The sequence below is a fragment of the Sphingorhabdus sp. genome, assembly GCF_041737645.1.
In the GTDB taxonomy this organism is placed as follows: domain Bacteria; phylum Pseudomonadota; class Alphaproteobacteria; order Sphingomonadales; family Sphingomonadaceae; genus Sphingorhabdus_B.
The window spans coordinates 42,986-66,734 of record NZ_JBGSRI010000007.1 but is presented as its reverse complement, the minus strand read 5'-3'; the positions used below and the strand labels follow the sequence as shown (position 1 = coordinate 66,734).

Sequence of the window (23,749 nt, the reverse complement as noted above, 5' to 3'; positions counted from 1 at the left end):
AAGGGACAAAGATATATGTGCCCCATAAAGTCTAGCTAGCACCCGTTTGCAATATGGGCAAGGGAATGCGTAAAAACCTGCAATGGTCGATAATTGATCTCTGAATAATTCGGTCGAAAATATTTCTGGACCGATTGGCAATCAAAAACGCATAAGGCCAAAATGTTGTTATTGGCGATCATCGCGGCCTTGCCTTGGACCATATTGCCCAGCTCGCCAGGGACAAAACAATCGATTTCTAGCGCCAATAGCATTGTTGTGGCGTCACGTGCGCCTATAAACAAAATCATTGCATTTCGATCTGCGCCGCCAAAACGGCGTTACGAGGTTTCTGCACCTATTAAACGGGCTATTGCGCAGAACCTTCCGAAAATCAGCGGCCCTAAAGACATGACGCTTCCATTAGTGGTTCTGGATGCCGGGCATGGCGGACACGATCCTGGCGCGATTAGTCCGCATGGCGGACAATATGAAAAAGAGGTAACGCTCGCTATAGCCAGATCGATCCGCACAGAACTGCTGAAAACCGGTAGAATACGGGTCGCGTTGACCCGGGATTCCGATAAGTTTCTGGTGCTGCAAGATCGCTATGGCATCGCGCGGAAAATGAAGGCGGATTTGTTTATTTCTATTCACGCCGACAGTGCCGAAAACCCCGAAGCCACTGGTGGTACGGTTTATACGTTATCTGAAGTCGCGTCCGACAGGGAGGCGCAACGGATGGCGGCGCGTGAAAATAAGTCCGACATAATAAACGGCATCAATCTGGGACGCGCCGATGCCAATGTTTCGTCCATTCTTATTGATCTCACCCAGCGCGAAACGATGAACGTTTCCGCCGATTTTGCGAAACTGCTTTTGCGCGAATCAAGGCCGAATATGCGTATCCGGACAAATTCGCACCGTTTTGCTTCGTTCATTGTTCTCAAGGCTCCCGACATGCCATCTGTGCTCTTTGAAACTGGCTATCTTAGCAATGAAGAGGATGTGGAGTTTCTCCGATCGGAAGCTGGACAAATCAAGGTGGCACGCAGCGTGGCGAGCGCCGTGCAAATTCATTTCGCACGCCGGCTTGCGACAAAATAGAAGTAAAATAGCAAGCCAAGGTATGAACAATCTGGACCTTGGCAGCAAATCGGTTAGAGAGGCGCGATAATGACAGGCGCAGTGATCCCACCTGAAGACTCCTCAAGCATCAGCTATAAGTTGAAACGCGATGTCGGTGGATTTGTCGGTCGTTGGCAAATTTGGTGGCAACGAAAACGCTTTCGTTGGGTCGTCTATGCGGCGGGTGTCCTAATGCTGTTCCTGGCCCTGTTTTGGGCCGTATTTGCCAGAAATCTGCCTAATGCAGAGGCACTTATTGAATATGAATCGCCACTGCCCACCGTCGTTCGCGATGTGAATGGAGAGCCATTTCAGAGCTACGCGCGCGAACGAAGGGTGCAGTTGGAATATGCCGATTTCCCGCGCCTTTTGATCCGCGCTTATCTGGCAGCCGAAGACAAGACGTTCTTCAGCCATGGCGGCATCGATTATCCCGGAATTGCGTCGGCGGTGTTTGCCAATATATTTAGCAGCGGCCGTTCGCGCGGTGCTTCGACGATTACCCAGCAAGTGGCCAAAAACCTGCTTTTGACTAATGAATATAGCTATACGCGCAAGGTAAAGGAGGCGATCCTTGCCAAGCGCATTGAAGGCGCGCTGACAAAGCCGCAAATCCTGTCGCTTTATCTTAATGAAATTGCGTTGGGTCGCCAGTCATTTGGTGTTGAGGCAGCGGCGCAGGCCTATTTTGGCAAGAGTGTTGACCAACTTGTTCTGCACGAAATGGCGTTTCTTGCGATCCTTCCAAAGGCACCAGAGCGTTATGGACGCGCGAAAAACGTCGATGCCGCGATCACCCGTCGCAATTGGGTTCTGGGTGAGATGTTCGCCAACGGTTGGATCACTGAAACGCAGTTGACGCAGGCCCGCGCACAGCCGCTCGGTTTGATCAAGCAGCGAGGTACCGGGTACAAAAATATCGGCGGCTATTTTACCGAGGAGGTGCGCCGCGAATTGATCGAGAAGTTTGGCGAAACCGACAAGGAAGGGCCCTATAGCGTCTATGCAGGCGGACTGTGGGTTCGTACTTCGATGCACCCGGAATATCAAAAGCTGACGACGCAAGCTTTGCGGGATGGATTGCTGCGTTACAATGCTGGCAAGGCTTGGAAAGCGAATATGGGTACCATCGATGTATCCGACGACAATTGGGCGTCGCGATTTGCGTCCACCAACATCAGTATTGATTATGCAAATTGGCGCGCAGGGGTTGCGTTGGGCAAAAACCGCGTTGGCTTTGCCGACGGCAGCGTCGGCCTATTGAATGGCGGTCCAGCGGCGATGAGGGCGGGCGATGTTATCGCTGTTGTTCCAAATGGCGGCAGCAGTTATTCGGTGCGAACCGTCCCCGAAGTCGGCGGCGGAATGGTGGTGCAAAACCCGCTGAACGGCCGAGTTCTGGCCGTACAGGGCGGGTTTGACAACCGCATATCCAGCTTCAACCGCGCCACACAGGCGCAACGTCAGCCGGGCTCGACCATCAAGCCTTTTGTATATGCAACCGCGCTCGACAACGGCATGACGCCGACATCGATCATTGTTGATGGCCCCTATTGCGTGTGGCAAGGCGCATCACTTGGTCAGAAATGCTTCCGTAATTTCAGCGGTAGCGGGGCGGGCCCGCAAACGATGCGTTGGGGCCTCGAACAATCACGCAACCTGATGACGGTTCGTGCGGCGGCGGATTCGGGCATGGACAATGTCACCGATACATTCCGCGCCATGGGCATTGGCGACTATCCCGATTATCTGGCCTATGCTTTGGGGGCAGGGGACACCACCGTTCTGAAAATGGTGAATGCCTATTCGATGCTGGTCAACCACGGCCGCGAATTGAAACCTACGTTAATCGATTTTGTCCAGAACCGAAATGGCAAGGTTATATTGCCGGCAAAGTGGAAACCTTGCAAACGCTGCCGAGCGAAAGATTGGGATGGGAAACCCATGCCACGCTTTGTCGCAACCGGGAAACAACTGATGGACCCGATAACCGCCTATCAAACCGTACACATGCTTGAAGGCGTGATCCAGCGCGGAACAGCAACGATCTTGCGTGATCTTGATCGCCCGCTTTTCGGCAAAACAGGGACGACGACCGGGCCGACCAACGTCTGGTTCATCGGCGGGTCACCGCATTTGGTTGCGGGGCTTTATTTGGGCTATGACCAGCCACGCAACATGGGCGGCTATGCCCAGGGCGGATCGCTCGCTGCGCCCGTGTTCAAGCAATTCGCGCGCACCGCAATGGCCGGAATGCCCAAAACACCTTTTGTCGCGCCATATGGCACAAGGCTCGTCCGCATTGACCGCAAAAGCGGCAAGCGTGTCTATGGATCATGGCCGGGCGACGATCCGAAAAGCGCCGTAATCTGGGAAGCTTTCAAGGCCGAAACAGAACCCAAACGCTCGATCCGGCGCGAAGATCTTGAAGCGCGCGGCGACAAGCCAAAGAAAAAGAAGTCCTCTTCATCCGACAGCAGTTCCCGCAGCAGCGGAACCCCGCAAGGCCCAAGCGCAGGCACCAAACGCGATCAGGAATTCATCCAGCAAGAAGGCGGGATTTATTAGGGGAATCTAGGCCGCTAAAACGGACCTTTCGCGAAGGCGAAGGGTTTCGTCTAAAACTTCACCTCCGGTGCGGCGCTTATCATTGGGCGTTCTTCGGTGCCCAGTTCCCAGAATTTTTCTTCCCCAAAGCCGAATGCCCCTGCGAACAGGACGGCGGGGAATGCTTCGCGGGCGCCGTTATAGTCGGCCGTCACGGCATTATAGGCGCGGCGTGATGCGGCGAGCTTGTCTTCGACATCGGAAAGCTCATGCTGCAAGGTCTGAAAATTCTCGTTTGCTTTCAGGTCCGGATAGTTTTCGGCCAATGCAAACAGGCTTTTCAATGCGCCTGAAAGGCCGTTTTCTGCGGCCGCCGCTGCAGCGGGGTTCGATGCGCCCAAGGCCGAATTGCGCGCGGAAATAACGGCGTCCAACGTTGATTTTTCATGCGTGGCATAGCCTTGCACCGTGTTCACCAAATTGGGTATCAGGTCATGCCGTTGCCGCAACTGGGCATCTATATCAGCCCAACCCTGGCGCACATTTTGCCGCAGGCCGACAAGACGGTTGTAAATGAGGATCGCAATAAGACCCAAAAAAACAACGATACCTATAATGACCAAACCCATCGCTTTACTCCCCATGTAACGGTCGATAGCATTGGTTATCACGGGGGAAGGGGAAAGCAAGATGATAGCATTGCCTGATGTCGATACGCTAATGGCGGGCGGCTTGCAGGACCGGCTGGATGCGTTGACCGCGGATCGGGCCAAGGCCAAGGAAAAAATGATCTGGACCGGCGCAGGCGGCATTGTGTCGGCGATACTGGTAGGCTTTATTTTTTTCACATTCGGGCTGGAGGAAATTGGCTATTTTGCGGCCACTGTCGTTGGCGGCGGGGCGCTGGCATGGGCCAGTCATATCCGGCAAAAGATGATCGATTCCCTGAAACATGAAATGAACGGTGCGCTCGGCCGCAGCTTGCAAGTGGACTATTCCGTCTCCGCTTTTTCAGGGCAGGAATTCGAAGTGGCGCGCAAATATGGCCTGTTGCCGACCTATGACGACAAATATCTGCAAGACCAGTGGCACGGGTCGATCGAGGGCACGGATTTTCTTTTATATGAGGCAAAGCTGACAGAGGAGCAGGGGTCGGGCAAGAACCGGCGCACGGTCACCAAATTCGAAGGCGTCGTATTGCGGTTCCAGTTTGCGCGTCCATTTTTGGCCACAACGCTGGTCCGCCGCGACGGATTCAAAATGTCCCTGTTTGGGGACAACAAAACCTATGATGGCCAAACGCTGGAACGGATCAAGATGGTCGACCCCGGTTTTGAAGATGCGTTTGATGTTTACGGCACCGATCAGGTCGAGGCCCGTTACCTTGTGCACCCCGCCTATTGCGAACGCCTGATCGAAATGGAGCGGGAATTTGAAGGCGACAAATTGGCGGCGCTTTTCCACGGCGGTGACCTGATTGTGACTTTGCACACCGGCGATATGTTTGAAAGCGCGACGCTCAGCCCGCAACGGGATCGCGAATTGCTGGGCAAGACGATCGCGCAATTTGGTTCGATCGCCAAGCTGGTGAAATTGCTGAATGAACGTCCGCGTCATTAGCCACCTTTGACTTGGGCGACTAATCGGCTAAAGGCCGCCAACCTTATTTCATTCCCTTGGAGTTTCCCCATGCGCGCCGACGCAGAAGGCTATGTTGCCCGCATTGATGCTGCCCTTAATCTCGTCAAGATGTCGCTTGATTGGGATCGCGCACTGCGTCGCCTTGACGAACTAAACGCCAAGGTCGAAGATCCGACGCTATGGGATAATCCCAAGGCCGCCGAAGAAGTCATGCGCGAACGCCGCCGTCTGGATGCGGCCATTGCCACCGTCCGCGAAATCGACGCGGACAAGGCCGGTACGGTGGAATTGATTGAGCTCGCTGAAATGGAAGGCGATGGTGCGCTTGGCGACGAAGGCGCCGCATCGCTCAAGGAATTGGCGGATCGTGCGGACCGGGACAAGGTTTCAGCCCTTTTGTCGGGTGAAGCCGACGGTAACGACACATTCATCGAAATACATGCAGGCGCAGGCGGCACCGAAAGCCAAGATTGGGCAGAAATGCTGCAACGCATGTACTACCGCTGGGCGGAGCAGCGCGGGTATAAGGTTGAAATGGTCGACTATCAGGCCGGCGACCAAGCGGGCATCAAGTCCGCCATCATGCAGGTGAAGGGTGAGAACGCTTATGGTTATGCAAAGACCGAAAGCGGCGTGCACCGTCTTGTCCGCATCTCGCCTTATGACAGCGCAGCGAAGCGGCACACCAGCTTTTCCAGCGTGTGGGTCTACCCGGTTATCGACGATAACATCGATATCGAAATTAATGAAGGCGACCTGAAAATCGACACTTACCGCGCTTCGGGTGCCGGTGGGCAGCACGTGAACACAACCGATTCCGCCGTCCGTATCACCCACAAACCTTCGGGCATTGTGGTGGCGAGCCAGAACGACCGAAGCCAGCACAAGAACCGCGCCACCGCGATGGGCATGTTGAAAGCGCGCCTGTATGAAGCCGAATTACGCAAGCGCGAAGAAGTGGCATCCGGTGAATATGCGGCCAAGACAGAAATCGGCTGGGGGCACCAGATCCGGTCCTATGTCCTGCAACCTTATCAGATGGTCAAAGACCTGCGAACGGGCGTCACATCGCCTTCTCCATCAGATGTTCTGGACGGCGATCTCGACAGCTTCATCGCAGCGGCGCTCGCGCAACGGGTGACGGGTGAGGCGGTTGCGGTTGAGGATGTGGATTGAAGGTTCGATGCAACTGCGATCATAAAATTTACATCGCAAGCAACAAATAAAACGGGCAGCCCCTTTTTGAGGGACTGCCCTTAGTTTAAAATATTAAAAATATCAGTTAGTTGCAGGAGCAATTGCAGTCGTAACCTCTGCTGTGACAGGCGCAGCTACTTCGACCGGCGCGGGAGCGGGGGCGGGCGTCACGGTGAAGACAATATCTTCATCGATATACGCGCTTACCTGTCCGCCAGCCGGGATGCGTGCACGGGTGCCAGTCACAAAAAATCCGACGACAGGAACTAGCGCAACTGCAGCGACTACGCCTGCAGTTCCTGTGACGCCCTTGTCATCAAATGCACCTGACATTCGCACGGTACGGCCATTTAGGTTCATGTTCAAAACCCGACCTTCCAACTTGCCGGATTTGCCCCACATACCTTTGTTACGAACCGCCGTAAGTTCACCGACAACAGGTGTGCCTTTCGGAATAACCGTAACGCCGTCAACGACTACATTTTCGGCAACTTCCAAGCGAGGGCGATCACCAACTTTGGATGCCTTGTCTTCTGTAGTGATTTCATGAAGAAATTGAACACGCACTTGGGCTCCACCACGGACAACTCGGGTTGATACATCGGGTCCCGGTTCGGACATCAAAGGCTTGACGCTGATTGTTGTATTCGCAGGCGCAGATGTTGTTTGTGCGTTGCATTGAATGGCATTGCTGTGGCAAGCAAGCCGATAAGAATCATTTTTTTCATAGTTATGCCCTCCCCATTAGGTGAAGGCAGCTAAGCATCCTCTGCTGCTAGGGCAAGTAAATATATAATCTATATTTGTTATTCGAGTAAAATATGAACGGTGACGAAGTAATAAATCTGACATGTATAAATTAAGTAGTAATACTATTTATATTATACATGATTTAGTGTTTCGCATTTCAGATTCCATAAGCCAAATTGCCGCTTAATCCCCCGGTGATGCCGCCGAACCGGCCAATAAACCGCCATCCAGATGGACTTCGCTACCAGTCATATAAGTGGCATCGTCGGACGCCAGCATCAGGGCGATGGCGGCGACTTCTTCGACGGTACCGAACCGCTTTAAAGGGGTGTCCGCGACCATGGCAGCTTTGCGTTGTTCGCGGTCCGGACCTTCACCGATCAAAGCTTCCCACATCGGTGTTAATATGGCTGCCGGGTGGATCGAATTGCAGCGGATGTTGAGCCCCTGCTGCGCGCAATACAGTGCGACGGATTTGGTGTGGTTGCGAATGGCGGCCTTGGACGAGGCATACGCGGCTGCACCCGGAATACCGACAAGACCGGAGCGTGACGACATATTGATGATGGAGCCGGCACCCTTTGCGCGCATCGCGCCGATTGCATAGCGGCACCCCAGAAAAGTGCCGTCGAGGTTGACTGCGTGGACGCGATGCCATTCGGCCAATGTGGCATGTTCGGGGTCGTGCGGTCCGGGGCTGTCTTCAAATCCGGTTATTCCGGCATTGTTTACGACAATGTCGATGGCGGGGAAGGCGCTGGCCAGATGGTTCCAATCCGCCTCACACGCGACGTCCATTGCGAAAAAATGGCCGCCGATTTCTGCAGCCAGGTTCATGCCCGCCGCCTTATCGATGTCTGCAAGGATGACATTGGCGCCTTCGTGGACAAAGCATCGCGCGATGGCCGCGCCAATTCCGCTGGCTGCCCCGGTAACAAGGGCGGTTTTGTTCTGTAATTTGGACATGGGTAATCCTATTGCGAGATGCTTGAATGCGTTTCTATGCTGAACGGGTCGCTGATCTTTGAACAATTTTCGATGACAATATGCGCAATTGTAAAATTTTTCCGAAAATCATAACCGCTCATTAACCATAGAAGCTGTAATCCGCGGTCGTATAACACGCATTTTGGATGGGCTTATGCAGCATATATCGCGATTTGAGAAAAGCGACGAGTGTTCGTTCCTGTCCGTACTTCCCACCGATACGCTTCGTGATACGCTCGAAATGTTTCGGGTTCATCGGACGATGCGGCTTTTGGCCGTTGTTGATGCCACCGGAATTCCAATTGGCGTAATCCGCGAAATCGATATTCGCGATTTGTTGTTTAATCCATTTGGGCACGCTTTGATGTCCAATCCTGGTTTTGGGAGTGATATTACTGGCCTGATCAGGGATTGCGCAGTCGCCGAACATGGGCAGGATAGCGCGGCGTTGATGGAGGTTTTCACCCGTTACACCGACAGCCCGGGGTTGGTTCTGGTCACGCAAGGACGGTTTCGGGAAACTTTAAGCGGCGACCGTTTGCTGGAGCTTCTTGCCCAAGGCAGAATAATGCGGGCAGAAAAGATCGCAAAATTTGGCCAGGAATTTACGAAAAATATTTTGGCATTGTCGGGCCAAATTTCCGAAACGGCTAATCAAGTGAATAGCCTGTCCGAATCCTTGGGAAATCAGGCGCGGGAGATGACCAACGCGGCACAAGGCGTCGCCTCTGGCGCCGCCCAGTCCTCGATGGGACTACAAGATGTCAACGAAAGAGGGCATAAGCTTGCCAGCGCGCTCGAGCAGCTTGCCGTTGCGGCGAGTGAAGCGAAAATGGTTCGCACCCGGACCAAATGCGTTATCGATTCTGCAGAGCCTCAAATGAAAGCATTGGCTGACGGTGGGGTTGAAATTGGCGGTATAATAGACGTCATCCATAAAGTCGGCAAACAGACCAATTTTCTGGCATTAAACGCTCAAATCGAGGCTGTTCGACAAGATTCCGATAATCAAGGATTTGTCGCGGTGGCGAGCGAGATCAAGCAATTGGCAAATCAAACGAAAGTTTCGGCAGAAGAAGTCTCCAAAAAAGTTGGCAAAATTGGCCGGACTGTAGATGACGTTTTGGTGGGGCATCGCGAGATAGTAGACGCAATGGAACAGATCAGCACGATTTCGGAACAAATCGAAACGGCTGTCGACGAACAAAGTGCAACAAGTCTTGTGATCGCGGGATTTGTCGAGCAGGCCGCCGACGCAACTTCGGAAATTAGTGCGCGTGCAGAAGATATTGGTACGCGTGCCAGTCAGGTGAATTTAAGCGCGGGTGAATTGGCGCGTGTTTCCGCAATGCTGTTGGTTTCGGCAAAGGGAATAAGTGAACAAAGCCGGACCTTTGTGCAATCTATCGAATATGCCTGACAAAACGGGTAGCATTGCTATATTGCCGTTTTAGGTCGAATATGAGCGGCGCTGTTCTTTAACCTTGAATATGCCTGCCGACTGCACCTATGCGCTATGGTGTTTCACACCCAGCGCAGGAGAGAGCAAGTGAGTGAGCAACAGGACTGGTTTCCCGTTCCCGAAAGCGCAACCAAGCACACATATTGCTCTGCGGAGGACTATGACCGGCTATATGCCGAAAGCATCACCGATCCCGACGCCTTTTGGGCAAAGCAGGCAGAGCGGATCGGATGGATTACGCCGCCCAGCAAAATCGCAAACTGGTCCTATGATCCGGTCTCGATCAAATGGTATGAAGATGGCGTTCTGAACCTGTGCCACAACGCCGTGGATCGCCATGTTGCGGCCGGACGCGGGGATGCGGTTGCCTTTATCTTCGAACCCGACAACCCCGCACAGGATGCGCGCCGCGTCAGCTATGCCCAATTGCAAGCCGAAGTTATCCGTATGGCCAATGCGCTCAAACAGCTTGGCGTTGCCAAGGGCGACCGGATTACGATCTATATGCCGATGTGTGTCGAGGGTGCGGTGGCCATGCTGGCCTGCGCGCGGATTGGCGCGGTGCATAGTGTTGTCTTTGGCGGCTTTTCCCCAGAAGCCATTGCCGGACGTATCGAAGATTGCGCCAGCCGCTTCGTTATATGCGCGGACAGCGCCGTTCGGGGCGGAAAATCGGTGCCGTTGAAGGCGAATATCGACGCTGCGCTCGAAAAGGTCGGCGGGGTCGATGCGGTGCTCGTCGTGCGCCATACCGGCGAAGCAGTCGGCATGCGCGATGGCCGCGACCATTGGTTCCATGACATGCAGGTATCGGGCGAATGCCCCTGCGAGCCGATGAATGCCGAAGACCCGTTGTTCATTCTCTATACCTCCGGCTCGACCGGAAAGCCCAAGGGCGTGCTGCACACCGTGGGTGGTTATTCCGTTTGGACGGCGGCGACATTTCATTATGTGTTCGATTACCAGCCGGGCGAGGTCTTTTTCTGCTCGGCGGATATTGGCTGGGTCACGGGGCACAGCTATGTCGTGTACGGTCCCCTGCAAAATGGCGGCACCAGCCTGATTTTTGAAGGGATACCGAGCTATCCCGACAGCGGACGGTTCTGGGATATTATCGACCGTCATCAGGTCAACATATTTTACACCGCGCCAACGGCGCTGCGGGCCTTGATGCGCGATGGCGACGGACCGGTGAATTCACGGTCGCGGCAATCGCTGCGGCTTTTGGGGACGGTCGGCGAACCGATCAACCCCGAAGCCTGGCGCTGGTACCATGCCACGGTGGGCGAGGGGAAACTGCCGATTGTCGACACATGGTGGCAGACCGAGACGGGCGGGGTGATGATCACCACCTTGCCCGGCGCGCATGGCATGAAACCGGGCAGCGCAGGCCGACCCTTTTTCGGAATCCGCCCGCAACTGGTCGATGCCGAAGGCGGCGTGCTGGCCGACGAGCAGACTGGCGGCGCGGCCAGTGGTAATTTATGCATCACCCATAGCTGGCCCGGGCAGGCGCGCACGGTCTACGGCGACCATGACCGCTTCGTGCAGACCTATTTTTCGACCTATAAGGGCAAATATTTCACAGGCGACGGCTGCCGCCGCGATGAAGATGGCTATTGGTGGATCACAGGTCGGGTGGACGACGTTATCAACGTATCCGGCCATCGCATGGGCACTGCCGAAGTCGAAAGCGCGCTCGTCTTGCACGATAAGGTGGCCGAAGCGGCCGTTGTCGGTTTCCCCCATGATATCAAAGGGCAGGGCATATATTGCTATGTCACGCTGAACATGGACGAAGAGCCGTCGGATGAACTGCACGCCGAATTGCGGCAGCAGGTCCGCATCGAAATCGGTCCGATTGCATCGCCTGACCATATCCACTTCACCACCGCCTTGCCCAAAACGCGGTCGGGCAAGATTATGCGGCGGATATTACGCAAGATCGCCGAAAATGACTTTGCCGCGCTGGGCGATACGTCGACCTTGGCCGATCCCAGCGTCGTCGATGCATTGATTGAAGGTCGGAAGAATCGGTAGTTGACGCTTGCGTCAACCTGAAGGACGGGGTAGAAGACCGCGGTTAATCGTGCGGTTAAATATCTGTGCCGCCATTCCGTAACGGAAGGATACCATGACTGATTTCCCCGCAAAGACCGGCCCGCTGGGTGGCATCATGGTCGTTGAACTGGCCGGTATTGGCCCTGGTCCTTATGCCGGACAATTGCTGGCCGATATGGGCGCGGATGTGGTTGTGATCGACCGGCCGGGTGGAGGAATGCCAAAGGCGGTCGATGGCCGTGGCAAGCGGTCCATCGTTCTCGATCTTAAAAAACCCGAAGCAGTGGAGGCCCTGTTGAAGCTGGTCGCCAAAGCGGATGTGCTGATCGAGGGATTGCGCCCTGGGGTTACCGAACGGATGGGAGTCGGGCCGGATGCCTGCCACGCGGTCAATCCGGGACTGATCTATGGACGCATGACCGGATGGGGCCAAAGCGGCCCGTGGAGCCAAATGGCCGGCCATGATATCAACTATATCAGCATGACCGGCGTGTTGAACGCGATCGGCAAGGATGGACAACCGCCTGTGCCCCCGCTCAATATGGTCGGCGACTTTGGCGGTGGTTCGATGTTTCTGCTGTCCGGCATATTGGCCGCGCTTATCGAGCGTGGGCGGACCGGCAAGGGCAATGTCGTCCATGCCGCTATCATCGACGGCACGCACAGCCTGATGAGCTTTGTGCACGGCATGGCTGGCCTGGGCCAGTGGCAGACAAAGCGGGAAGCCAATCTGCTGGACGGGGCCGCGCCTTATTATCGCTGCTACATGACTTCGGACGGCAAATTTATGGCTGTCGGCTGCATCGAATCGCAATTCTTCGCCGCGATGATGGAGCGTCTGCCATTCGATCAGGAAGCGTTCGGACATCAGCATGACATGGCGGCGCGGGCCAAGCAGCATGAAATGCTCGAAGATATCTTCGCAACCAAAACCCGCGATGAGTGGGAGGCGATTTTTGCCGGGACCGACGCGTGCGTTACGCCGGTACTCGATTATGTCGAAGCCGCATCGCATCCTGCCAATGCCGAACGGCAGGCGGTGGTTCAGGAAGGACGCTGGCTGCACCCGCAAGTCGCGCCGCGCCTTGCAACGCAGCCGCTGGCCACCCATTTCGAAATTGCAACAAAAGGCGGTAACTATGCTTCGATTCTCGGCGAAGCAGGGATGACTGACCCTGAAATATCCCAATTGATCGCGGCGGGTGCCGTGGTCGCAAACAAGGACTGACTATGACCGAAGCTTATATTTATGACACGGTGCGAAGCCCGCGCGGTAAAGGCCGCTCAGACGGTGCGTTGCATGAAATTACGCCGCTTGATCTGGCCGCGCAAGTGCTGGCAAGTGTCCGTGATCGTAACGGTTTAGCGCCCGATGCTGTGGAAGATATCGCCTTTGGTTGCGTTTCTCCGGTGGGCGAACAGGGCGCGGTGATAACCCGCACGGCCGCGCTTCAGGCAGGCTACGCGCACACCACTTCGGGTATTCAGGTAAACCGGTTCTGTGGCTCAGGGCTTGAAGCGTCAAATATTGCTTCGGCAAAGGTCATGTCGGGCGAATGCGATCTGGCGATCGGCGGCGGCGTTGAATCGATGAGTCGCGTGCCCATGGGATCGGACGGCGGCGCTTGGCCGATTGACCCGCGCTCGGCCATTGCCAATTATTTCATCCCCCAGGGAATCTCCGCAGATCTGATCGCCACCCTTTACGGTTACAGCCGCGACGATGTGGACGCTTATTCGGTTGAAAGCCAGAAGCGCGCGGCAAAGGCGTGGAGCGAAAAGCGTTTTGCCAAATCCATCCTGCCAATCCGCGACGTGATTGGCGAAGTGATTTTGGACCATGATGAATTGATGCGTCCTGAAACAGACATGCAGTCGCTTGGTGCCCTGGCACCCGCATTCCAGATGATGGGAACAATGATGCCCGGCTTCGACGACATCGCCATGATGCGGTATCCGGAGGTCGAGAAGATCAACCATGTCCATCATGCCGGAAATAGTTCGGGCATTGTCGACGGTGCGGCTGCCGTGCTGATCGGTAACAAGGAAGCAGGGGAACGACTGGGCTTGAAACCGCGCGCACGCATTGTTTCGATGGCGTCCATCGGGTCTGAACCGTCGATCATGCTGACGGGCCCGGAATTTGCCGCCCAAAAGGCTTTGTCGCGTGCGGGGATGAACAAGGGCGACATTGATGTGTGGGAATTGAACGAAGCATTTGCAGCGGTCGTCCTGCGTTTCATGGAGGCGCTGAACATCGACCATAGTGACATCAACGTGAATGGCGGCGCGATTGCGATGGGGCATCCTTTGGGTGCAACCGGCGCGATGATTTTGGGCACGGTTCTCGACGAGCTGGAACGGTCCGGAAAATCGACCGCGCTCACCACCTTGTGCATTGGCGCAGGCATGGGCACCGCGACCATCATCGAACGCGTAAATTGATTGGGATTTAAAACATGACCTACAAAACTTTCTCAGTCGACATCGACAGCGATGGCATCGCCCTCGTCACCATCGATCTTCCAGGCGCCACCATGAATGTGTGGAATGGTGACCTGATTGCGGAATTTGGCGCTTGGGTGGATGATTTTACCACCAACGAAGCGATCAAGGGCGCAGTCATCACCTCGGGCAAGGCAACAGGTTTCCTTGCCGGCGCGGACCTCACCATGCTGGGTGGCGCAAAGGCCAGCAGCACCAAAGAAGCCTTTGACCAGGCCTTTGCCCTCAACGCTTTGCTCCGCAAAATGGAAGCGGGTGGCAAGACGGCCAAGGCGCTTTCCAGCGGACAGGCTTCGGCAAAGCCCGTTGCATGTGCGCTTAATGGTCTGGCGCTTGGCGGTGGCTTGGAACTCGCCCTCGCGTGCCATTACCGCGTCGTTGCCGACAATCCGAAAATCCAGCTCGGCATGCCCGAGGTGATGGTTGGCCTGTTGCCCGGCGGTGGCGGCACACAGCGTACGCCGCGTCTGATCGGCCTGCAAAATGCGGCCATGATGATCATTCAGGGCAAGTCGCTCGACCCGGCAACGGCAAAGGCGCAGGGACTGGTGCACGAAGTTGTCGCCGCAGCGGACCTGATTGCCAATGCCAAGGCATGGGTAAAGGCCAATCCGAAGGTCACTGCACCTTGGGATAAGAAGGATTTCAAATTCCCCGGCGGTGCAGGCGCCATGGACCCGCGCTCGGTCCAGCTTTTTGTCGGCCTTAACGCAATGGCGCATAAGGAAAGTAAGGGCAATTTCGACGCCGTGAAGGCCATTTTGTCCTGTCTTTATGAAGGGTCGATCCTGCCTTTCGACACCGCGCTTCGCGTGGAATCGAAATATTTCACCAAGCTTCTTTCGGGCAGCCAGGCCAAGAATATGATCCGCACCCTTTTCATCAACAAGCAGGCAGCGGAAAAGGGCGCAGGCCGTCCGAAGGCCGTGCCACCCGTCGAAATCAAGAAAGTAGGCGTTTTGGGCGGCGGTCTGATGGGATCGGGCATCACCCATGTCACCGTCAAGGGCGGCATGGACGTTATCGTTCTCGACCGCAGTCTGGAAGATGCCAACAAAGCGGTCGATTACAGCCGCAAGATCATCGACAAGGCAGTCGGCCGTGGCAAGATGACCAAGGAAGCGGGCGAAGCGTTCATGGCGCGTATTACCCCGACCGATAATTATGATGACCTGAAAGATGTCGACCTGATTATCGAAGCGGTGTTTGAACGCCCCGACGTGAAAGCGGATGTCATCAAGCGGGCTGAAGCGGTCATTCGCCCCGACGTTGTCTTTGCATCCAACACCTCGACCTTGCCCATTTCAGGCCTTGCAAAGAATTCGGTACGTCCGGAACTGTTTATCGGACTGCACTTCTTCTCGCCGGTTGAAAAAATGCCATTGCTGGAGATTATTCCGGGCGAACTGACAGGCGACCGCGCTTTGGCCGCAGCATTCGACTATAACGCGAAGATCAAGAAGACGCCGATCGTGGTCAAAGACGTCCGCGGTTTCTTCACCAACCGCGTTTTCCCGCCCTATATGGGTGAAGCGATGAAGCTGGTCACCGAGGGCGTGAAACCCGCCTTGATCGAAAATGCGGCAAAGTCGCTGGGTATGCCCATCGGTCCTTTGGCGTTGCTTGATGAAACCACGTTGCAGCTTGGCTATGATGTAATGCAATCGACCAAGAAAGAATTGGGCGATGCCTATCAGCCAAGCGGTACCGAAGATTTCATGGAACTGATGGTCGTCAAACTGGGCCGCAAGGGCCGTCGCTTCGGCTCCGGCTTTTACGACTATGATGAAAAGGGCGAACGGTTGACCCTTTGGAAGGGTATGGCCGATCATTACCCCTTGGCGGAAAACCAGCCGTCGGTGGAAGAAGTCAAGCAACGCCTTCTCTACATCCAGCTTATCGCCACGGCGCAATGCTTTGAAGAAGAAGTGGTGCGCGATCCGCAAAGCGCGGATCTGGGTGCGATTTTCGGCTGGGGCTTTGCGCCTTATACCGGCGGTCCGATGAGCTACATCGATACAGTCGGTTTGGAAAACTTCGTCCGGACAGCCGACGGTCTCGCCCAGCGTTTCGGCAACCGCTTCGCCCCGCCCAAAAGCTTCCGCGAAATGGCGGATAATGGCGAGACGCTCTACAAAGCAGCGGCGTAATCAAGCCCAATAAAAAAGGGCGGCCTCCATTGGGAAGGCCGCCCCTTTTTTGTGCGTAACGCTTAAACCTAGAACTTCGCGCGGACGGTCACGCCGTACATGCGGGGTTCTTCGACAAAGCCGATCAACGACCGTGTACCTGCACCACCACGCAGAGGTGTGTTGGCTGTGATACCACGGGTAATTTCGTTCGACAGGTTGGTACCCCATAGTTCAAAGGTAAAGCGTTCATCCGGCGTGGTCAGCCCGATGCGTGCGTTCATTTTGAAGTAATTTTCCTGGCGGGCGAGCGGGATGGGAAGATTGTTGGTATCCAGATCAATCGTCCGCGTGGTCCGGCTGTCCGAATAATTCATGCTGCCGCTGACCAGCAATCCCCAGCCCGAACTGTTGAGCGGACCGTCATAGGTCAACCCGATGACTCCAGTGAGTTTCGGAGCATTGGTCAGGTCTTGACCGCATAGCCGGGTGACTGAACCCAATGCCGCGGCTGAGACGCCAACCGCGCAATTGCTCGGATAGCGAGCATCAGCATAGGTCAACGCCAGATTGCCCTTCATATAATTGCCGAAATCACCGAACAATTCCAGCTCCGCACCGGTTGAACGGGCGGAATTGACGTTGAATGTCAGGAACTGCACCCCGGTGAATTCTAGAACCTGGAAATCGCTCATCTTCATATCGAACAAGGCAAGGTTCGCCTTGATCGGTCCGAATGTGCCTTTCACCCCGATTTCGATCTGGTCCACTTTTTCAGATTTGAACCGTGGATCGGCAAAAATCGGAGCAACCGTGCCGCCACCGGCCAGCACCGCGCCGGAATTGGTGATATTGGCGGCGGTGGGATCAAGGTTGAACCCGCCCGATTTGAAGCCGTGGCTGTATCCTGCATAAAGCAACAGATCGGGATTGGCCTTATAACCGACCTGAGCTGTGTAGGTAATTTCGTCGTCTTTGAAGACATTCGCCCACTCACGCGGCGTTGGCAGGAAATTGCTGGCAAGGCCGCCGCCAAGTCCGACGGGTGCTGTCAATGTGACTGGGGCTGCGAACGGGAAGCAGTTAAGTCCAACAATGCCGGACTGAACTGCGCCGGGCAATCCAGCGCCGGTGAACGCACCGGTTAGAACTCCGTTCACACTGGCCTGACACGCGCCGTTTACAGAGTTAAGCTGGTCAAATGATGCCGTCTTTTTCTCGTCTACATAACGCGCGCCTAAAGTAAGGCTCAATTTATCAGTGAAATTGATGACATTGTGCGTAAAAATTGAGAAGCTTTTGGCATCCTGACTGAAACGGTTTTCTGCAAAAGCACCAGCCGAGTTCACCGGAATTCCGCCATTGCCCAATGCGGTGAATGCAAAAAGCGGATTAACCCCGAGTGCATTTGCAAAGTTAAATGCACTATTTGCCCGTTGGTAATCGGTCCCGAATGTCATGCTCTGGTCTTCGACAATGTCCTCTGTCGAATAGAAACTGGACTTGTAACGGTTTCGTGCCGGTCACTTGAGAGTTAAACACTCATACAAGGAGACCGAAGAGATGATGAAGCATACAGAAGATTTCAAGCAAGAGGCCGTCCGGATTGCTTTGACCAGCGGATTGTCACGGCGGCGTGTTGCTGCTGACCTGGGCGTTGGATTGTCGACGCTGGGCAAGTGGATATCGCAGTATCGGCCAACCGATCTGGTATCAGCGCCGCAAGCGGATTTAGCCCGCGAGAATGAACGCCTGCGCTTAGAGAACCGTATCCTCAAGGAGGAGAGGGAGATACTAAAAAAGGCTACCCAGTTCTTCGCGAGCCAGCGGTAGTGAGGTTCGCATTCGTGCACAGCTGGCGGCATGTCTGGCCAGTGGAGATGCTTTGCCGCGTGATGCAGGTATCGACGCGCGGTTACCGGTCGTGGCACGCACGGCCGACGAGCCGACGGTCACGCGGTGACATGAAAGTGCTGGCCCACATCCGTGAACAATATGGGCTCAGTCTCGGCAGCTATGGCCGTCCTCGCATGACGATGGAGTTGAAGGAGGCAGGGCTCGTTGTAGGCGAGCGCCGTGTTGGCCGATTGATGCGGATCAACGGGATCAGGCCGGTTCGCACCCGCAAGCACAAGGTCACCACCAACAGTAATCATCGTCTGGGCATCGCTGCGAACTGGCTGGACGGCGATTTTGTTGCCGCTGCTCCTAACCAAAAATGGGCAGGCGACATTACCTACATATGGACTGCCGAGGGTTGGCTCTACCTCGCTGTTGTTCTTGATCTACACAGCCGCCGTGTCGTTGGCTGGGCGGTCAGCGACAGAATGAAGAAGGATCTGGCAATCAGGGCGCTGGATATGGCGGTAAACCTGCGGCAACCCGCCGAAGGCTGCATCTTCCATTCTGATCGCGGCAGCCAATACTGTGCGTATGATTATCAAAAGAAATTGCAGGCCTACGGCCTGCGGCCATCGATGAGCGGCAAAGGTAATTGTTACGACAATGCATCCGTTGAAACGTTCTTCAAATCGCTGAAAGCCGAGCTGATCTGGCGTCAGAAATGGTCAACACGAAGACAAGCAGAGGCCGCGATCTTCCAGTACATCAACGGGTTCTACAACACCCGTCGCCGTCACTCATATCTGGGTGGCATCAGCCCGCTGGCGTTCGAAGCAAAGGTGGCATAATGAGATCAGTGACCGGCGCAAAACCGTTACAAGTCCAAACCGCCGACCAGCCAGTCGAGATGATCGTTAAACGCCGTTCCCTGAAACCGCAGTTCGTGGGTCATTGTCTTGATCCGGTTGCCTGTTGGCAAAATACCGGCGCGGGAATTTTGGCCACCTGCACCGGTCGTGAAAATGGCCAGTGAGACGAAATCGGATTCCTGCGTCGAGTTGGATTCAAAGTTCCGGTACGAACCGATATAGGTTATTTTGGCACCGCCAAGGTCCCATTTCAATTCACCCGAAACGCCCCATTGTTCGGCACCATTGACGAAAAGCTGGCCATTGGTTGCCAGATTTTTCAGTGCCGAAGGACCCGATTGATCGACCCCGTCCGAGGTCAATCCGTGGAAAGCAAAGAACGGAGCCAATTCGGTTTCGCGAACGATCACCGCGTCGCAGCAATTTTCGTCGACCTTGGAATAATCGGCGAGCAGGCGGATGCTGACATCGGCATTGGGTTCGATATAGAGTTGGCCGCGCAGCATGTAACGGTCACGGTTATTGCTCTCGGCGCCAGTGGAGCTTTTCAAAAACCCGTCACGTTTGCGATAGGTTCCCGAAAGGCGGAACGCGGCAACATCCTGCACAACAGGCACGCTGATGCCGCCTTGCACATTGATGAAATTGAAATTGCCATAAGATGCGTTGGCGAAACCTTCGACCTCGGAGAGGTTGGCGCGCTTCGTCGTGATATTCAGCGCACCAGCCGATGTATTGCGTCCGAACAATGTACCTTGGGGCCCGCGCAAAATTTCTAGCCGTTCCAGATCGACAAGGTCGCCAAGCGCTACGCCGGGCCGCGATTGATAAACGCCGTCAATAAATACGCCGACCGAGCTTTCCAGACCGGTGTTGTTGCCCGTCGTACCGACACCGCGAATTTTGATCGAGGTGCCTTGCGTTTCGGTCTGTGACGATTGGATGTTGAAGCTTGGCGAGATCGAAGACAAAGTTTTAATGTCCGAAACACCTTCGCGCTCCAATGCCTCGGGAGCGACAGCGGTCACAGCAAGGGGAATGTCCTGAACGTCCATGGCACGCAAAGTTGCGGTCACGATGATCGGTTCATCACCATCTTCTTCCGCCGCGGATTGCTGTGCGAAAGCGGCAGGTGCCACTAAAGTGCTGCAAATAGTGCTGCAAAGCGCAGCCGTCATGATACGGTTAAAACGACGCATTTCTCTCTCTCCTCCATGTAAACTGTGGATTTTGCGAAATTTGCTTTTCGTCTCGATCCAGCAGTCACTTACAAATTCACCGGGATTTCCCGGGGAATAAGCTCTCTCTCAACCGTCATCCTATCGTAGAATTTTCACAAATCCAGCGATTTAATCAAGCGATTGAATTTTGCGATTTGGTGTGGCTTTTGCGTGTCGCTTCGTTATTCACTTCAGAACTATGTTTGATCGACCCACTATTATCGATGACGCTTTTGTGCGTCGTGTTGCGGCCCAAGATTTTTCTGCGCCGCGCAGCAATATTGCACCATTTTCGATTTCCGCGCACCAGCTGGTCGACCTGTTCGACAGCCAGATCATGAGCCGCCATCTCGATTTGTGGGCGCGTCGGTCCAAGGGGAAGACATTTTATTCGATAGGCAGTTCCGGCCATGAAGGCACCGCCGCGATGGCGGCGGCCACGCGGCATACCGATATGGCGTTCCTGCACTATCGCGATGCCGCATTCCTGATCCAGCGGAAAAAGCAGTTCGGCGGTCTGACCCCGTTATACGACATGGCGCTGTCTTTTGCAGCCGCTGCCGATGATCCGATATCGGGCGGCCGGCACAAGGTTCTGGGTTGCGCGAACACCTTTGTTCCCCCCCAAACGAGCACCATCGCCTCGCATCTTCCCAAGGCGGTGGGGGCGGCGCACTCTTTGGGCATGGCGCAGCGGTTGAAGCTTGCGGATGCGATCCTGCCGCATGATGCCGTGATTTTATGTTCCTTCGGTGATGCGTCGGCGAACCATTCGACGTCGCAAGGTGCTTTTAACTCGGCGTGCTGGGCGGCTTATCAGCATTTGCCGATGCCGATCATCTTCCTGTGTGAGGATAATGGCATCGGGATATCGGTACGCACGCCGGGCGGTTGGATCGAAGCGAATTTCGCGCATCGACCTGCGCTGCATTATATCCAGTGCGACGGCGCTGACCTTAACGACGCATTGCGCGGATGTCGGGAGGCGGTTCGGTACGCAAGGACGCACCGCCGGCCCGTATTCCTGCATATGCGTACCGTGCGGTTGATGGGCCATGCCGGCGCGGATGTGGAGGCGAGCTATTCCGCTCTCGCCAATATCGAGGCCGCAGAGACGCAAGACCCGTTGCTGCACAGTGCGCGCATTCTGCATGAACAGGCGGGGCTGTCCGGTGAAGAAATCGTCCGCCGTTATCAGGATATGCGCGCCCGCGTCGATCGTGTGGCGCAGGATGCGCTGGCAAAGCCACGGATTGAGACCGCGACTGACGTCATGGCGTCGATTGACCCGATCAGGGGTTTCAAAGCGTCGCCACCCTTACCCGATGCACCGGCCCGAGACGCCCTGTTTGCCAAGGACCAGCGCAATTTGGCAAAGCCCGTGACGCTGGCGAAGTCCGTCAACTTCGCGCTCGCCGATCTGATGCTGCGCTATTCCAATGTGGCGCTGTTCGGCGAGGATGTGGCGCGCAAGGGCGGAGTATATGGGGTGACTCAGGGTTTGCAGGACAAATTCGGAGCGGCGCGGGTTTTTGATACTTTGCTGGACGAACAGACCATATTGGGCCTCGCCATCGGCATGGGGCATAATGGATTTGTGCCGATCCCGGAAATCCAGTTTCTTGCTTATCTGCACAATGCCGAAGACCAGATCCGTGGTGAGGCAGCCACGCTGTCGTTCTTCTCGAACCAGCAATATCGCAACCCGATGGTCGTCCGCATCGCAGGGTTGCCTTATCAAAAGGGCTTTGGCGGGCACTTTCATAACGACAATAGCCTGGCGGTGTTGACCGACATCCCCGGAATCGTTGTCGCCTGTCCCTCCAATGCTGCCGACGCACCTGATATGTTGCGCGAATGTCTCCGTCTGGCGCATGAGGATGGCAAGGTTGTCGTGTTTGTCGAACCGATTGCGCTATACCATACGGCCGATCTGCTTGAGGCCAATGATGGGGTGTGGACGGCGCCTTATGTTGCACCTTCAGACTTGCGGCAAATTCGCTTGGGTGACCTGCATCAACATGGCAATGGTTCGCAACTTGCGATTATAACTTACGGAAATGGTTATTTTCTTTCGCGACAGGCGGAGGCCGAGTTGCGCGCATCGGGTATCGATTTGCGGATTATCGACCTGCGCTGGCTACACCCGTTGAACGATGCCGCCATATTGGCCGCTGTCGCGGACTGCCAGAATATTTTGATCGTCGATGAAAGCCGCCGGACGGGAAGCTTGAGTGAAAAGCTGATGACGATATTGGCCGAAGCCGGTCGGGGTGATGTGAGCCACCGCATCACCGCCGAGGATTGTTTTATACCCTTGGGTCCTGCGGCTGAATTGGTCCTGCCCAGTCGTGAATCAATCATCGCTGCAGCGAAGGCGGCCGTGGCATGAAAGAGACTGCACTCGTCGTCTGCCCGGGCCGGGGCACATATAATGCGCCGGAACTGGGCTATCTGAAGACCCATCATGCCAACCGCTGGGCGATGGTCGAGCAATTGGACGCGCTGCGCCGTTCGCTGGGGCAGATCCCGGTGTCGGAACTGGACGCTGCGGAAAAATACGCCCCATCGGTCCATATGACCGGCGATAATGCGTCGTTGCTCATCTACGCCTGTGCCTTGGCCGACTTCGCGGCGATTGACCGGGACCGCTATGATATCGTCGCCGTTACGGGCAATTCGATGGGCTGGTATCTGGCGCTGGCCTGCGCCGGAATATTGGATTTTGAAGGCGGCGCGCGGTTGGTCAATACCATGGGCGGGATGATGCACCAGCATGGCGTGGGCGGGCAGATTGTCTGGCCGATTGTGGATGCGGATTGGCGTATTGATTCTGAAAAAACAAATTTAGTCAGTCTATTATACGAAGAAGCTAAATCCCAATCTGATATCGAGGTCCATATCTCCATCCACCTTGGCGGCATGGTCGTTTTTGCGGCGGATGAGAAAGGCCTGAAATGGCTGTCTGAACGTTTGCCGAAGGACGACCGTTTTCCCATGCGCCTGATGCACCATGCGGCCTTCCACAGCCCGCTGCTCGACCATATCCCGCAAATGGCGCGCACCGCAAATCCACTGGCGGATTTCGGCGTCGGTGCGCTGGCGGCGGTGGACGGGCAGGGGAAGATCTGGTCGCCCAAGGCTTTCGATCCGGCTGCGATCTATGATTACACCTTGGGTGCCCAATTAAATCATACTTATAACTTCACCCGCGCGGTTCAGGTCGCGGCGGCCGAATTTGCGCCGGACAAGATCATTGTCCTTGGCCCCGGAACCACACTGGGTGCGCCCACCGCGCAAGCCCTGATCGCGTCACACTGGCGCGGCCTTTCCGGAAAAACGGATTTTCAGGGCCGTCAGGTCGAAAATCCGGTGATATTGTCGATGGGAATAGCAGAGCAGAGGGCGCAGGTGGTCCGTTAAGGGCGGTGC

At 55.4% G+C, this 23,749-nt stretch carries 17 protein-coding genes; 12 read left to right on the top strand and 5 right to left on the bottom strand.

The annotated features are described in order from the left end of the window. Nucleotides 1-162: 162 nt before the first annotated feature. Together ACEW72_RS00985 and ACEW72_RS00980 are read left to right on the top strand one after the other, a co-directional pair. Nucleotides 163-1,086: an N-acetylmuramoyl-L-alanine amidase gene (locus tag ACEW72_RS00985; RefSeq protein ID WP_373474508.1), complete on the top strand. Its 924-nt coding sequence runs from the start codon at nucleotides 163-165 to the stop codon at nucleotides 1,084-1,086. Between the two features lie 69 nt (nucleotides 1,087-1,155). Then, nucleotides 1,156-3,675 (top strand): penicillin-binding protein 1A, encoded by a 2,520-nt coding sequence (locus tag ACEW72_RS00980; protein WP_373474507.1) that lies wholly within the window; start codon nucleotides 1,156-1,158, stop codon nucleotides 3,673-3,675. A gap of 50 nt (nucleotides 3,676-3,725) precedes the next feature. On the opposite strand, the gene ACEW72_RS00975 is transcribed toward ACEW72_RS00980, so the two are convergent. Beyond that, entirely contained in the window at nucleotides 3,726-4,325 is a 600-nt protein-coding gene (locus tag ACEW72_RS00975) for a LemA family protein (protein ID WP_373474506.1), read from the bottom strand. Between the two features lie 19 nt (nucleotides 4,326-4,344). Between ACEW72_RS00975 and ACEW72_RS00970 the strand changes: the two genes are divergently transcribed. Together ACEW72_RS00970 and prfB are read left to right on the top strand one after the other, a co-directional pair. After that, nucleotides 4,345-5,274 carry a DUF3137 domain-containing protein gene (locus ACEW72_RS00970; protein ID WP_373474505.1) on the top strand — a complete coding sequence of 310 codons (930 nt, stop codon included), beginning with the start codon at nucleotides 4,345-4,347 and terminating at the stop codon, nucleotides 5,272-5,274. Between the two features lie 69 nt (nucleotides 5,275-5,343). Next, the gene (gene prfB / locus ACEW72_RS00965) at nucleotides 5,344-6,471 is read left to right on the top strand and encodes a peptide chain release factor 2 (protein ID WP_373474504.1); all 1,128 of its coding nucleotides are present in this window, start codon (nucleotides 5,344-5,346) and stop codon (nucleotides 6,469-6,471) included. 102 nt (nucleotides 6,472-6,573) lie between these two features. Here the strand turns inward: prfB and ACEW72_RS00960 are convergent, their stop codons facing one another. Beyond that, nucleotides 6,574-7,113 carry a hypothetical protein gene (locus tag ACEW72_RS00960; RefSeq protein ID WP_373474503.1) on the bottom strand — a complete coding sequence of 180 codons (540 nt, stop codon included), beginning with the start codon at nucleotides 7,111-7,113 and terminating at the stop codon, nucleotides 6,574-6,576. A 312-nt stretch (nucleotides 7,114-7,425) separates the two neighbouring features. Beyond that, nucleotides 7,426-8,208 carry an SDR family oxidoreductase gene (locus ACEW72_RS00955; RefSeq protein WP_373474502.1) on the bottom strand — a complete coding sequence of 261 codons (783 nt, stop codon included), beginning with the start codon at nucleotides 8,206-8,208 and terminating at the stop codon, nucleotides 7,426-7,428. Nucleotides 8,209-8,383: 175 nt separating this feature from the next. Here ACEW72_RS00955 and ACEW72_RS00950 point away from each other — a divergent pair, with 175 nt between their 5' ends. The 5 genes from ACEW72_RS00950 (at nucleotide 8,384) to ACEW72_RS00930 (ending at nucleotide 16,407) form a co-directional block, all read left to right on the top strand. After that, nucleotides 8,384-9,649 (top strand): methyl-accepting chemotaxis protein, encoded by a 1,266-nt coding sequence (locus ACEW72_RS00950; RefSeq protein WP_373474501.1) that lies wholly within the window; start codon nucleotides 8,384-8,386, stop codon nucleotides 9,647-9,649. Between the two features lie 96 nt (nucleotides 9,650-9,745). Further along, on the top strand, nucleotides 9,746-11,731 hold the full coding sequence (gene acs, locus ACEW72_RS00945; RefSeq protein WP_373474500.1) for an acetate--CoA ligase: 1,986 nt from the start codon (nucleotides 9,746-9,748) through the stop codon (nucleotides 11,729-11,731). A 94-nt stretch (nucleotides 11,732-11,825) separates the two neighbouring features. Beyond that, nucleotides 11,826-12,980 carry a CaiB/BaiF CoA transferase family protein gene (locus ACEW72_RS00940; protein WP_373474499.1) on the top strand — a complete coding sequence of 385 codons (1,155 nt, stop codon included), beginning with the start codon at nucleotides 11,826-11,828 and terminating at the stop codon, nucleotides 12,978-12,980. Nucleotides 12,981-12,982: 2 nt separating this feature from the next. Next, nucleotides 12,983-14,197: an acetyl-CoA C-acetyltransferase gene (locus ACEW72_RS00935; RefSeq protein ID WP_373474498.1), complete on the top strand. Its 1,215-nt coding sequence runs from the start codon at nucleotides 12,983-12,985 to the stop codon at nucleotides 14,195-14,197. A 14-nt stretch (nucleotides 14,198-14,211) separates the two neighbouring features. After that, nucleotides 14,212-16,407, top strand: coding sequence for a 3-hydroxyacyl-CoA dehydrogenase NAD-binding domain-containing protein (locus ACEW72_RS00930; RefSeq protein WP_373474497.1), 2,196 nt, complete (start codon nucleotides 14,212-14,214; stop codon nucleotides 16,405-16,407). A gap of 68 nt (nucleotides 16,408-16,475) precedes the next feature. Here the strand turns inward: ACEW72_RS00930 and ACEW72_RS00925 are convergent, their stop codons facing one another. Further along, entirely contained in the window at nucleotides 16,476-17,864 is a 1,389-nt protein-coding gene (locus tag ACEW72_RS00925; protein WP_373474519.1) for a TonB-dependent receptor domain-containing protein, read from the bottom strand. 85 nt (nucleotides 17,865-17,949) lie between these two features. Here ACEW72_RS00925 and ACEW72_RS00920 point away from each other — a divergent pair. After that, nucleotides 17,950-19,076 (top strand): IS3 family transposase gene (locus tag ACEW72_RS00920; RefSeq protein WP_373474496.1). Its coding sequence is split into 2 segments (ribosomal slippage): nucleotides 17,950-18,190 and nucleotides 18,190-19,076, totalling 1,128 coding nucleotides; the frame shifts between segments, so codons are not numbered across the junction. A 26-nt stretch (nucleotides 19,077-19,102) separates the two neighbouring features. Here the strand turns inward: ACEW72_RS00920 and ACEW72_RS00915 are convergent. After that, nucleotides 19,103-20,296 carry a TonB-dependent receptor gene (locus ACEW72_RS00915; protein WP_373474495.1) on the bottom strand — a complete coding sequence of 398 codons (1,194 nt, stop codon included), beginning with the start codon at nucleotides 20,294-20,296 and terminating at the stop codon, nucleotides 19,103-19,105. A 220-nt stretch (nucleotides 20,297-20,516) separates the two neighbouring features. Here ACEW72_RS00915 and ACEW72_RS00910 point away from each other — a divergent pair, with 220 nt between their 5' ends. Next, nucleotides 20,517-22,709 carry a thiamine pyrophosphate-dependent enzyme gene (locus ACEW72_RS00910; protein WP_373474494.1) on the top strand — a complete coding sequence of 731 codons (2,193 nt, stop codon included), beginning with the start codon at nucleotides 20,517-20,519 and terminating at the stop codon, nucleotides 22,707-22,709. Continuing rightward, nucleotides 22,706-23,740, top strand: a complete 1,035-nt coding sequence (locus tag ACEW72_RS00905) for an ACP S-malonyltransferase (RefSeq protein WP_373474493.1) — start codon at nucleotides 22,706-22,708, stop codon at nucleotides 23,738-23,740. The genes ACEW72_RS00910 and ACEW72_RS00905 overlap by 4 nt, the downstream gene beginning before the upstream one ends. Nucleotides 23,741-23,749 lie beyond the last annotated feature (9 nt).

Excerpts from the sequence above, each read along its gene's own strand:
- ACEW72_RS00955 (WP_373474502.1), bottom strand. The coding sequence starts at position 8,208 with ATGTCCAAATTACAGAACAAAACCGCCCTTGTTACCGGGGCAGCCAGC.
- ACEW72_RS00980 (WP_373474507.1), top strand. The coding sequence starts at position 1,156 with ATGACAGGCGCAGTGATCCCACCTGAAGACTCCTCAAGCATCAGCTAT.
- ACEW72_RS00905 (WP_373474493.1), top strand. The coding sequence starts at position 22,706 with ATGAAAGAGACTGCACTCGTCGTCTGCCCGGGCCGGGGCACATATAAT.
- ACEW72_RS00930 (WP_373474497.1), top strand. The coding sequence starts at position 14,212 with ATGACCTACAAAACTTTCTCAGTCGACATCGACAGCGATGGCATCGCC.
- ACEW72_RS00915 (WP_373474495.1), bottom strand. The coding sequence starts at position 20,296 with ATGCGTCGTTTTAACCGTATCATGACGGCTGCGCTTTGCAGCACTATT.
- prfB (WP_373474504.1), top strand. The coding sequence starts at position 5,344 with ATGCGCGCCGACGCAGAAGGCTATGTTGCCCGCATTGATGCTGCCCTT.
- ACEW72_RS00935 (WP_373474498.1), top strand. The coding sequence starts at position 12,983 with ATGACCGAAGCTTATATTTATGACACGGTGCGAAGCCCGCGCGGTAAA.
- ACEW72_RS00950 (WP_373474501.1), top strand. The coding sequence starts at position 8,384 with ATGCAGCATATATCGCGATTTGAGAAAAGCGACGAGTGTTCGTTCCTG.
- acs (WP_373474500.1), top strand. The coding sequence starts at position 9,746 with ATGGTGTTTCACACCCAGCGCAGGAGAGAGCAAGTGAGTGAGCAACAG.
- ACEW72_RS00940 (WP_373474499.1), top strand. The coding sequence starts at position 11,826 with ATGACTGATTTCCCCGCAAAGACCGGCCCGCTGGGTGGCATCATGGTC.
- ACEW72_RS00970 (WP_373474505.1), top strand. The coding sequence starts at position 4,345 with ATGATAGCATTGCCTGATGTCGATACGCTAATGGCGGGCGGCTTGCAG.
- ACEW72_RS00910 (WP_373474494.1), top strand. The coding sequence starts at position 20,517 with ATGTTTGATCGACCCACTATTATCGATGACGCTTTTGTGCGTCGTGTT.
- ACEW72_RS00960 (WP_373474503.1), bottom strand. The coding sequence starts at position 7,113 with ATGTCCGAACCGGGACCCGATGTATCAACCCGAGTTGTCCGTGGTGGA.
- ACEW72_RS00985 (WP_373474508.1), top strand. The coding sequence starts at position 163 with ATGTTGTTATTGGCGATCATCGCGGCCTTGCCTTGGACCATATTGCCC.